Below are 11,930 nucleotides of genomic sequence, written 5' to 3' on the forward strand. Positions count from 1 at the left end.
AAATCAGGTTTTTATTTCTCCAGCGGATGCGCTTTCAGTAGCTGAGCGGGGGTATAAAAATCCTTTTTTTGCTGCGTCGCTAATCGGACTTTTTTGACGGTTTCGGGCAGGATTGCCGACGCTTTGTTGCCAAACGAGTTTCGCACGTAGGTGAGTACGGCGGCTACTTCTTTATCGTTCAATAAACCACCAAAAGGGGTCATGGGTACCTGGCCGGGATAGTTTTTGCCCGCGACCTCAATGGGCCCCATCAATCCCTTCAGGGCGATTTTGATCAGGCGATCTTCGCTGCCCGTTACCCAATTGGTGCCCGTCAGTGGCGGAAAACCCGACGCGGCCAGGCCTTTGCCATCGGCCTGGTGGCAGGTGATGCAGTAGCCTTCCTTGGCGAAAATTTGCCGCCCCTGGGTGTACAGATCCAGTTCCTGCCCTTTCAGGTTGGAGGTCACCGTGATCTCTTTTTTCTTTTTGACATTTTCGCCTTTCAGGTGCGCTACCGCCGTTTCGTAGGCAGGCGTCATCCAGTCGTCCAGTGGTTTTTTAGCGGCCTCGGTCAGAATGGGCAAGCCTTTTTCCTTACCGATCCAGGAAGCGGCTACGATAGCCGCCAGGCGAACCCGACTGTTTTCGTCTTTAGCCGCCTGCATCAGTAAATTAGCCTGATCGGCGACCTGATGGCCGGTATAGCGTACCACCTGAACGGCAGCTGCCCGGGCATGGTAGTCGTTGGCTTTCAGGACCTGGCGCAGTAGGTTTTGATCGACTTTATCCATGCCCCAGCTTACCCATAAGCCTTCCAGCAGATGGTGTTCGTAACGCGGGTCGTTCTTATCCAGTTTGGCTACCCAGGTTTTCAGCTTCGCCAGTACTTCGGAAGCATCCCGTCCCCGCAACTCCCGTCGGGTTCGGTAGCGGGTCCGGTACTCGGGTAGTTTGAGGTTGTCCAGCAATTCTTCCACGGAGGCTCCGTCAATTTTTGCGGGCGTTACCAGGGGCCTGGATGGATACGTAATGCGGTACACCCGTCCATGCGAATGGTCGCGCAGGGGGTCGCGGGCGTTGTGCTGCATATGGCCGATCAGGATGTTGTGCCAATCGATCAGGTACAGTGAGCCGTCGGGGGCAAACTCCATATCCACGGGCCGGAAGTTGCGGTCATCGCTGACGACCAGATCCATCCGGTGGCGGCTTTTATAGCCCGTTCCGTCATCGACCAGCGTATGTTCTTTGGTACCCAGAAAACCAATGGTGTTATTGATCAGGAAATCGCCCTGAATATCGTCCGGAAAATGGCGGCTCGACACAAATTCCAGCCCCGACGTGGGGCGTACCCGGTGGGCTTCCTCGATCAACTGTTTCGATTTGTCGGTGGCTTCGCCGTAGCGGGGCAATACGGTTCCCGGCATCATCCACCGCACATCCGGGCTGGATGTTTCGGCAAAAAAGGGCTGGCCCCAGTCATCAAAAGCAATACCCCAGGGGTTGGGAATCGATAGCTGGGCCGTGCGTTCGAGCTTATGGAGTTGGGGCGCATAGCGGTAAAAGCCACCATTGGTCGCCCGAACAGGGCCGTAGGAGGTTTCGACATTGGTATGCAGAAAGACCCCTTCGCCCGAATAAATGGCCCCCGACGGGTCGACCGTAAAGGCGTGGCTGTTGTGGTGCGTATCGTGGTCGTCGTAACCACTCAGCAGGATTTCGACCTTATCGGCCTTATCGTCGCCATTGGTATCGGTAAACAGTTTGAGGTTCGTTCCCTGCGATACGTAAACGCCTTCTTTGGCGATCTCGAAGCCTAGCGGCAGATGCAACTTATCGGCAAATACCGTTTGTTTGTCGGCCTTGCCATCGCCATTGGTATCTTCCAGAATAATGATTTTATCGTTGGGTTTGGGATCGCCTGGTTTGTAGTGGGGATAACTGGGCATACAGGCCACCCAAAGCCGACCTTTGTTATCGAACGACATCTGCATGGGCTTGGCCAGATCGGGGAATTCCTGTTCGGAGGCAAATAACTCAATCTTATAGCCAGCAGGTACTTTCAGTTTACTCAACGCATCCTGGCCGTAGAGATAGGTCAGGCTGCCGTTTTTCTCGGGGTTGAAATTGGTTTTTACCGTAGGTAGCTGGCGGGTCCGTTCATCGGCTGCAGCTATATCCATCCGTTTGCCTTCCGAAGCGGCCTGCCAGACAGCCGTATCCCGTATGGCCGTCATCTGCCGAATCTTCTCAATCTCAGCCGGATAGTTGTCGGGCCCGAATGGATTATACCGACGCCCATAGACGTGTACGCCGTTGGGGATTTTATAATCGTTGTGCCACATCCAGTTCTTTTCCAGCACCGCTTCCTGAACGAAGGCCCGATTGGCTTCGGCCTGGGCGGCTGTTTGCCCAAAAAGCTGATCGGCCAGCAACAGGCTCAGCTTTTTGTAGCCTGCTTCGTTCAACTGCGACCCGTCGATGGTGAGTGGTTCGGGCGTGGCTTCGTACCAGGCCAGCGAAGGGGTAAAAGCATCCACAAAGAGCACTTTGTTTTGCTGGGCCACCTCTTTCATTGCTTCGGTATAAAGCCGTAGGTTTTCATTCTCTTTCTGGCCATTGGGCAGGTCGTAGGTAGCGGATAAGTCTTCAAAAGCAATGGGCGAAACCAGGGCCAGTTGCGGAGCGGTTACCCCATTGTACTTCTGGCTCAGTGTCCATTTGATAAAGGCGTCGAGTTCAGCCTTGTAGTTGGCCAGTCCGTCTTTGCCCTGAAACGATTCGTTATAGCCGAAAAAGGCGACAATCACGTCGGTTTTCAGGCGGGTAAGCCACTGGTCGGGGGTTTCGAAATGGCCTTCGCTTTCGGACTTGTTGGCCAGTTCGGTCTGGAATTTTTCGGCACCGGGAAAGGCCCAGGGCGAAAATCGGCTGGCGTGTGGTCGGAATCCGGGCGTGTCGCCCCCATCGCACATATTGCGGATGAAGAGCCGGTAGTTGGGGTAACGCACCTGCATCTCGGTCTCAAAGAGGCCGTAATTCATCATCCTCGACCCCAGGTTATTTCCGATCAGGCTAATGTGCGTGTCTTTTTTTAGCTGTATCGGAGGTTCATCGGTCGGAAAGTGCTTGCGCTGGAAAGCACTCATGGGCATGATGAGTAAACCCACTATAGCGAATAGGGTAGTGACGCTGGTTTTTCGGGCTACGAATGGTCGCATACGATCAGGATATCAGGGTTTTTGGGGATGACCATAGGGTACGTTGATGGCAATCTTACCTTTCCAGCGGGTGGGGATGGGCAAGCCTAGCTCCCAGTGAATGGCGTTGATCACCAGCCGCTGAAAGGCTTCGACCTGAAAATCTTCGGGATGGCCCAGGGTCGTCATAAAGGCTTTGCCGCCCCACTGGTTTTTCCAGGTCCAGGCCACCGGATTATCGATGGCTTCTTTGTCGGGATTGACCGATTTGCCCATCAGTAGCCAGGTAGCACCCTGGGCGGGGTAGTCGGGTCGTACGCGATAGAGCCAGGAGGCCACATGAAAACTGGGAGCTACGCCCGTCAGAATCGGATTCCTGGCGGCTTCGGGAATGATGGTCACATCGGTGGTACTCTTGTGGCCGTAGTGGGTGTGAGCGGCTTTCCCCCCCCAGCCGGGAGGAGCGCCGAAGGTAAACTCACCAAAAGCATTCCAGCGGATACGCGGGTCGCCTTCCGGGTAATTGAAGGCATGGGTTGTCGTGCGAAAACCCATCACTGGTTTGCCGGATTTGAGATAGGCATCGATATAATCAAGCTGCTCCTGCGGGAGTTGTCGCCAGCGAAGAAAGAACACCGCCAGATCGGCCTCACGCAGCGCTTCCAGACCCGGAATGTCTTTTTCGCCATTGTAGTCGGGATAAGCTTTGAGAACTTTGGTGCGCATCCCATAATTTTTCTCCAGTTCGGCGGCAATCAGCGGTAAGGTCAACTCGCCACTGTATTCATGATCGCCGGTCACAAAAACCACCAGCGGTTTCTGAGGGGCGGCAGCACCGACGGCCGACAAGGCACTCAGGCTGGCTAATCCGGTAATCGTTTGCAGAAAGGCTCTTCGTTTTGTTTTCACGGCTGTTTGTTTTAAATGGGTACAGAACACGGGGTCTTATGCTATTCAGGATTGGTTATGATCTGTCTAAATCATAAGAATCATAAAAATCCGTGTTCTATTATTTCATGAACTGCGACAAATTGGCCTTCGTCACTAACTGAAACGGGATGAGCGTTTCTTTTTCGTACGGCTGCCCTTTGATAATTTTTTCGGCTGTCTCAATGGCTTTCGATCCTTGTTGCTGGGCATTCTGAAAAACGGTCGCATCCAGTGTGCCCTTCTGGACAGCTTGGAGCGCGTCGGGGATGGCGTCGATACTGACCACGACAACTTTATCTTTCAGCCCCGCATCCGCCAGTGCTTTTGCCGCACCCAGGCCCATTTCGTCGTTCTGGGCAAAGACAGCATTGATCTGCGAACCATACGATTGAATCCAGTTTTCCATCAACGACATGGCTTTGGCGCGGTCCCACTCGGCGGTTTGGTGGGCAATCAGTTTGATGTTCGGGTATTGCTTCAGTATTTCCCGCGCGCCCTGTTCGCGCTTGATCTGGGCTGCCTGACCCATGTAGCCGTGCATCATCACAATGGTGCCTTTGCCTCCCAGTTTATCGGCAATGAATTTCATGGCAATCCGGGCCGACTCTACATCATCTGATCCCACAAAGGCCGAGGGCTTGGTACTGGTCTCCGAATTGACGTTGATGATCGGAATCTTGGCCGCCAGGGCTTTGGCAACGGCGGGCGAACTGGCTTCGACCTCACAGGGGTTCATGATGATGGCGTCGACATGCTGGGCAATGAAGCTTTCGACCTGCTCGACCTGCTTCAGCGCCGACCGTTCGGCATCGACCGTAATCAAGTCAATCCCATCGGCTTCGGCCTTCTTTGCCATTTCATCGTGAACATTTACGATAAACTCGTTTTGCATACTGAGCATCGTAGCGCCGATAACCAGTTTTTTGCCTTCCCCGCTTTGGCTCTTTTCGCTGTTGGTAGATTGATTGCAGGATGCGAAAATGGTAATAAGGCTGATTGTGAGGGCTATTGACGAGATTGATTTCATAGTAAGTGGGACTGTAGATTCTTTAGGATCTGTTCGGTTGATTGACGCTATCCAGTACAACCGCACCGATGATGATGATGCCCATCACAACCTGTTGATAATAGGAGGTTACGTTGAGCAAATCGAGGCCGTTGCTAATGACACCAATGAGTAAAGCACCCAGCAGCGTTCCGGTCATGGTGCCTGTTCCGCCCGATGTGCTGGTGCCGCCAATAATGGCAGCCGCAATGGCATCGAGTTCAAAGCCAGCACCGGCGTTGGGTTGTCCCGTTGTAATACGCGAGGTCAGCAGAATACCGGCCAATGCCGCCAGACCGCCACAGAGCGTGTAGACGATCATTTTTACCGTACTTAGCTCAATGCCAGAGGCTCGGGCAGCCTGTTCATTACCCCCTACGGCATACATATAACGACCCAGTACCGTTTTTCTGAGTACGACAGTACAGCCAATAAACGCCAGAACCAGAATGATGATCAGGGTAGGAACCCCCATGATTTTGCCCCCACCAATAAAATTGAACGCATCGGACAGGTTGGAGACGGGACGCCCTTTGCTGAGGATCAGAGCTAAACCGCGGCCGATGGTCATGGTGCCTAACGTGACAATAAACGGAGGAACTTTACTGCGGGTGACAACAAAGCCATTGAAGGCTCCGAAGAGTAGCCCGGCCAGTAAGCCGACCACCACTGGAACAACCACCGGATACTCGTCGGGATGGGCAAATGTGGCGGCAACTACCCCCGTAACGGCTACCATCGACCCAATCGACAAATCGATACCGCCCGTAATGATGACAAACGTAACCCCAAAGGCCAACAGTGCATTGATGGAAACCTGGGTTACGATAATCATCAGATTCTGGATGGTCAGAAAGCGGGGAGTGGTTAGGGAGAGCGCCAGACAAACCACGACAAAGGCAATCAGCAGACCATATTTTCGGACTTCCTGAAGGCGTACCAGCAGTTTGTATGACCCGCTATCCTTATCGAAATAGCTGTTTAGGTTGTTTTCCATGTATACGTGTAAAAGGTGGGTTGTCAAACCTGCATGGCATACTGCATAACCGTTTCCTGCGAAGCCTCCCGGGTCGAAAGTTCGGCGGTTTTCTTCCCCTTCGCCATAACCAGGATTCGGTCGCTCAGCCCCAGGAGTTCGGGAAGCTCAGACGAGATCAGGATGATGGCTTTACCGGCTTCTTTCAATTGATGAATGAGTTTATAAATTTCAGCTTTAGCGCCAATGTCGATGCCACGGGTTGGTTCATCAAGAATAATGATTGATGGCGATGAAAGCAACATTTTGCCAATGACTACTTTTTGCTGATTCCCTCCGCTCAAAAATGTGACGAACTGCTCAGGACTAGCAGCCTTTATGCGCAGGTCAGCAATCATACGGTCGGCGGCTGTGGATTCACTTGCTGCCTGGATCAGGCCCCCTTTGGCGTGAACAGATAAACTGGCTAAGGTTATATTTTCGCGGACCGACAGCCGGGGGATAAACCCAAAGCCTTTCCGGTCTTCGCTTACGTAGCCGATGCCCCGGCGGATCGCATCCTGCGGAGACTGTATGTCAGCGTGTTCGCCCCGGATATAAATCTGGCCACTATCGGGTTGGTCGAGGCCAAAAATGGTCCGGGCTACCTCGGTTCGGCCTGCGCCCATCAATCCACCAAAACCCAGTACCTCGCCTTCGTGGACGGCAAAACTGATGTCGGCAAACTGCCCCTGTCGGCTTAACTCCTTCACCGACAGGATTTCTTTACCCCGTTGGATGGCAGAAGCGGGAAACAGACTCTCAATTTTTCGGCCTACCATCATCGTAATCAGCGTATCCATGTCCAGTTCGGAAGCAGGGCGAGTGTCGATGTATTTACCATCCCGAAGTACGGTAATGGTATCGGCCAGGGCGGTAATCTCTTCCATCTTGTGAGATATGTAGATGATCGCTACGCCTTTGGCCGTGAGGTCTTTAATTAGCCGAAAGAGGGTGGCTACTTCCTTCTCCGACAGCGCCGAGGTCGGCTCGTCCATGATGATTACCTTTGCGTTGTTGGAAATGGCCTTCGCAATTTCAACCATCTGCATCTGAGCCACGCTCAGGTGCTTCATTTTGAGGCTGGGGTCGATTTGAATATCCATTTCCCGAAGTAACGCACCGGCCCGGTTGGTGAGGGCCCGATCATCCAGCCAACTGAACAGATGGCCAGTGGTTTCCCGACCCAGAAAAATATTCTGGGCAACCGTCAATTCAGGTACGGCCAGCATTTCCTGGTGAATCATCGAGATGCCTCTTTTCATGACCTCCCGGACATGGCCAGCCGCCAGTTCCGCCCCTTCGAAGATGATTTTTCCGGAGTCGGCCGATAAAAGACCGATCAGAATCTTCATCAAGGTAGACTTCCCGGCCCCATTCTCACCCATCAGGGCGTGGACTTCCCCTTTTCGTACGGCCAACTGAACCTGATCGAGGGCTTTTACCCCCGAAAAGGATTTGGTCAGCTCATGTACCTGAAGAATGTAGTCGGAATTGGGATTCATAAGGATGTACGCTTGTCCTGTGCGTTATCGATACGAGGAGGGGTTTATGCGATTGGAGGTGTATCCGCCTGGGCTAAACGATTGAGCAACTGGTCAATTTGCTCGGGTTGGAAGAGCACTTCCAGTTCTACCGTATAAGTTCGCTTTTCGCCGGGTTCTAAAAAAATAAGCGTTTGCTGTTCCCGTGCCTTCGCCTGGCCAATGGGTGGATGGGTGCTGGGTTCGATCCCCGTAACATACTCGCCTTTGCCCCAGTGCTGCCAGTTGGTGAGCCAGGGCAGCTCGGCTTTCTGAAACCGCATGGCCACGGCTATGCCTAGTGTAGGGTTGTAGAGTCCGGCGCAGCACTGTCCGTTCGGATCGGGCGTGGCATCGATAAAGGCTACGGCTTCGCCCGTACCGGTATGGCTATCGAGTGGAGCCGGGCAGGTACGGAAATCATACCCTTCCCGAAAAATTTCGCCATTGATGCCGCCCTCACGAGCCTGCCAGGGACCCTGCCACAAGAGTTTGGTCCCCTCGTCGACGAGCGGCCAGCCGAAGTTAAAATGATAGAGTACCATATGGGGAGCGGGGGTATTGGCCCGGTTCACGACTTCATCATGAATACGAATAACGGGTTGGCCGAGGGTGCTGGAAATGGTTCGGGTCAACTCCAGGCTAGGACCGAACACCCTTGTTTCCATCATTCGCCCGGTAATATGCATATCCAGTTTGCCCCTGGCCGGGTCGGGCTGGCTGATCGATTCGATGGTGGCCGGGATATTGCTGATCTGACCATGTAGCCCCCGTTCGCCGTAAGCATCCTGTTCGGGCCCACCTACGTGCGAGAGCCCGCAGGTGGTCAGTAGTCCTCCATTGAATGTCCGTAACCAATCGAGTCCTCGTTCGGTAAATGGTTGGGGTGAGGTGATGCCGGAGTGACTTAGCCAGGCAAGGCTATGCTGATTATAAAAGGCATCGGCAATGTCCATGGCTCGGTCGAGGACCAGTTTATACCGAAGTCCGGTTCCGGTATTGATCCAGGCAATTCGGGTTCCGCGACCCGCCCCATTGTCAAGAACAGACGTTTCGATACCGCCAACCTGTGCCGGGTTCGAGATTTTAGTATACCAGGATTGTGATGCCAAAACAAAACGAAGTAAATGTGAATGGATACGTTACTTGGCCATAAAAGCCCCTGGAGAGTCATAGCTACCCAACCAATTTGCTACAGTTGCCTCATTTCGGCCATTATTTTAGGATGGGGCCTATGGATTAGGCGGCCGTAGGGAGTACACATCAGGTTAAGGTTGAACCCTGCTACCATCACCCGTCGGAACATTTTCTGATCGTTGCCATTCGTATACCACAAATCCAATCAGTAATCCATATTCCAATCCGACAAGCGGCAAATTCTCATTGTACGGATAAGTTCGATAGGCTCCGTAAGACAGTATAACAAGCCCTGACCAGACAAACGGATACCGTAAAGAGGCAAACAGGCTTACAGCCAATAGGGTAGTAATATACCAGGGGTGAACCGTTGTGGCCAGCAACCAGTAGATACTCAACGTAAGGAGTACTCGGGTTGAAAGGGTATGCGCCGATACCCTGCGCGGTTTCCAGACGGCAATGACTAGGGTACTAAAAGCAATGAGAACGAACAGGAACGGGCCTGCTTCATGAATGATACTATGCCCCGTAAGCACATAACCAACTGCCCGAATCACATAATAGATACTGGCGTTGAATTCAAACGTCTGGAAATACAGGTCGAGGCTGGACAACACATTTCCCACCAGATGGGTGTTGATAAACGGCAGAAAAAGCAACCCGGCTATTGCCAGGGTACCTGTTCCGTAGTTGATTCCACGCTTCCAGCCCAGGTATCGAATTAGCAGTGGGAAAAAAAGCAGCGGTAGTAGTTTTGTGCCAATACTTAAGGCGAATGCCCCTGCGGATACTGCCCAGCGTTTTTGCAGATAGAGCCAAACGGCTAAAAGGGCGAAGAAAATCATCACGGCCTCATAGTGGATGTTTCCGGTCAGTTCCAGAATTACCAGGGGGTTTAGTCCGTAAAGCAAAGCCAGATTGGGGTTTTGTCCGAACCCTCTGAGAAGCGTTACCAGCAGCCACAATGTACCCGTTTCGGCCAGCACAATCGGGACACGTAAGCCAATCAGGTTGCCCAGTAAAGTATCGGGCGAAAGCAAAGCGGCCAGGCCAAACAATGCCTGATTGACGGGAGGATAAACGGTGAAGTAATTGGGCGAATTTAAGCTCTTGTACAACGACTCGGTTAATCCGGCCGTTGCCGCTAAAGGGGTATGGATAATCTGGCTGGGCAAATAAAGATACGGGTTATACCCGTTGGCAAGCAGACGCCCATCCCAGACGAATCGAACGTAGTCATCCGATAGGTTAGGAACAGCAGCTAGTAAACTAAGCCGAAACAAAACGGCCGCCAGAAAGAGAAATCGGTCGGGCTCAGATGCAAAAACAGACGTGTGTACGGGTTGGTTTGATCGGCTCCACAACGGCCGGGTAATCCGAACGTAGCCCCAGAAGGCAAGCCCGTATAGCAGCAGCAGCAGATTGAATTGCGACCGGACAAGCCCGTATCCGATCAGGGTAAACAGGGCTAGCGAAAGAGCCAGCCAGCCAATCCGAAACGGTGTAATCATGGCTGTAGAACCGTCATGGGCGGTGCTACGTTCGCTTTTCCAGACCAGTTATGCACCAGCGTATACCCAACGACGAATCCATAGCCAATCACCAGCAGGCTGTGCAGAATCCATAGGGAATAGTCGCGTAGGTACATGCCCAAACCAATTCCTGCCAGAAAATACAGCCCAACCCCAATCTCTAAAAAAACAGATTTGGGCAACGCTTTCTTCAGGTAAACATTGGTGGTCCAGTCGGCAGGCTTTGTCGTACTATTGAATTTTGGCGTGCGAACGAAAGGGGTCTTTTTCCCAAAAAGACCTTCCAGTACGGCCAGACTGTTGTGTAGCGATAAACCCAGCATGATGGAAATAAAGGTGGGAAAGAGCCAGAAAAATCGGATCACCCGGCTAAAAATAGAGGGATTTATCGCATGGTCAGTCGGTTCACGGCTGATTTCAGATTGATAGTAGGCAATTCCGTAAAAAAGGGTTGAAATGAGGGTCGCCAGTAAAAAGAAATTCGATAGTTGGTGGCTGATGGTAGCCCAGTCGGGATGACGATGGTGAATCCACAACACGGGTACGCTTAGCACAGCCATACTCAGAATAAGTACAAGCAGGGAACTGTTCAGCAAATGAAAACAGGCCTGTATTTTTTTGCGGACTGAAATACCTGATTTCTGCCAGACCTTTCCCAGAAGTTTCCGACTGCATTCGGCTGGCCCTTTCATCCAACGGTACTGTTGCGACTTAATCGCATCCATCGTAATCGGCAGTTCGGCGGGCACCCCAACATCGACACGGTAAACAATTTTCCAGTTCGTTAGCTGCGCCCGGTAACTCAAATCCAGATCTTCGGTCAGCGTATCCGCTTGCCAGCCGCCACTGGTTCGTATCGCTTCACGACGCCAGATACCGGCCGTTCCACTAAAATTTAAAAAGAGCCCGGTGGCGTAGCGAGCATACTGTTCGATAAGAAAGTGCGCATTCAGCCCAAAAGCCTGAATCTGAGTCAGTAGCGAGTTGTGCTGATTGGTATGCAACCAGCGAGTCTGAACAACGCCTATGTCAGACTGCGTGAAACTGGGAAGCACGCGTAATAGAAAATCGGGCTCAGGTAGAAAATCGGCATCGAAAATAGCCACGTACTCGCTGTCGGTCAGGGTGAGGCCATAGGCTAACGCTCCTGCCTTAAAACCCGATCGGTCGGGTCGGCGGATGTGTACGAACGGAAGACCTGCCGCCTGATAAGCAACCACTTTTTGGGCAATCAGCAACGTAGTGTCGTCCGTCGAATCGTCCAGAATCTGAATGGTCAACCTGTCCCGAGGATACTGCAATTGAGCGATGGCATCGATCAGTCGCTCCACTACGTATAACTCATTGTAAATGGGTAATTGAATCGTAAGGGAAGGTAATTGTTCCCAGCGTGTAGCAGGTGCCGGAAGGCCCTCATGTCTGCGACGCCAGCGACCGTATAGATACCGCACAAGAAGCCCCAACTGACCAATACTGAACAGTACGATCAGAACAATCAGCAGGTTGTACAGGACGAAAATGAATAGCTCCATTGGGTCAACGTCAGCGCAGGACCAGTAGGGGTGGTGA

At 52.5% G+C, this 11,930-nt stretch carries 8 protein-coding genes; all 8 read right to left on the reverse strand.

Features of this window, described 5'->3' with window-relative positions; genetic code table 11:
* Window positions 1–11: 11 nt before the first annotated feature.
* On the reverse strand, window positions 12–3,200 hold the full coding sequence (locus tag B153_RS0113215; protein ID WP_020597198.1) for a PVC-type heme-binding CxxCH protein: 3,189 nt from the start codon (window positions 3,198–3,200) through the stop codon (window positions 12–14).
* Between the two features lie 12 nt (window positions 3,201–3,212).
* Window positions 3,213–4,088 (reverse strand): ThuA domain-containing protein, encoded by an 876-nt coding sequence (locus tag B153_RS0113220; protein WP_040761342.1) that lies wholly within the window; start codon window positions 4,086–4,088, stop codon window positions 3,213–3,215.
* Window positions 4,089–4,188: 100 nt separating this feature from the next.
* Window positions 4,189–5,136 (reverse strand): sugar ABC transporter substrate-binding protein, encoded by a 948-nt coding sequence (locus B153_RS0113225; RefSeq protein ID WP_020597200.1) that lies wholly within the window; start codon window positions 5,134–5,136, stop codon window positions 4,189–4,191.
* Window positions 5,137–5,158: 22 nt separating this feature from the next.
* Window positions 5,159–6,151 carry an ABC transporter permease gene (locus B153_RS0113230; protein ID WP_020597201.1) on the reverse strand — a complete coding sequence of 331 codons (993 nt, stop codon included), beginning with the start codon at window positions 6,149–6,151 and terminating at the stop codon, window positions 5,159–5,161.
* 23 nt (window positions 6,152–6,174) lie between these two features.
* A complete protein-coding gene (locus B153_RS0113235; protein WP_020597202.1) occupies window positions 6,175–7,674 on the reverse strand; it encodes a sugar ABC transporter ATP-binding protein in 1,500 nt (499 codons plus the stop codon).
* 44 nt (window positions 7,675–7,718) lie between these two features.
* Window positions 7,719–8,804: an aldose 1-epimerase family protein gene (locus B153_RS0113240; RefSeq protein WP_020597203.1), complete on the reverse strand. Its 1,086-nt coding sequence runs from the start codon at window positions 8,802–8,804 to the stop codon at window positions 7,719–7,721.
* A 156-nt stretch (window positions 8,805–8,960) separates the two neighbouring features.
* Window positions 8,961–10,340, reverse strand: coding sequence for an MptA/MptB family glycosyltransferase (locus B153_RS0113245; protein WP_020597204.1), 1,380 nt, complete (start codon window positions 10,338–10,340; stop codon window positions 8,961–8,963).
* Window positions 10,337–11,893, reverse strand: a complete 1,557-nt coding sequence (locus B153_RS0113250) for a glycosyltransferase (RefSeq protein WP_020597205.1) — start codon at window positions 11,891–11,893, stop codon at window positions 10,337–10,339. The genes B153_RS0113245 and B153_RS0113250 overlap by 4 nt, the downstream gene beginning before the upstream one ends.
* Window positions 11,894–11,930 lie beyond the last annotated feature (37 nt).

It is taken from the genome of Spirosoma panaciterrae DSM 21099, assembly GCF_000374025.1.
Lineage (GTDB): Bacteria > Bacteroidota > Bacteroidia > Cytophagales > Spirosomataceae > Spirosoma > Spirosoma panaciterrae.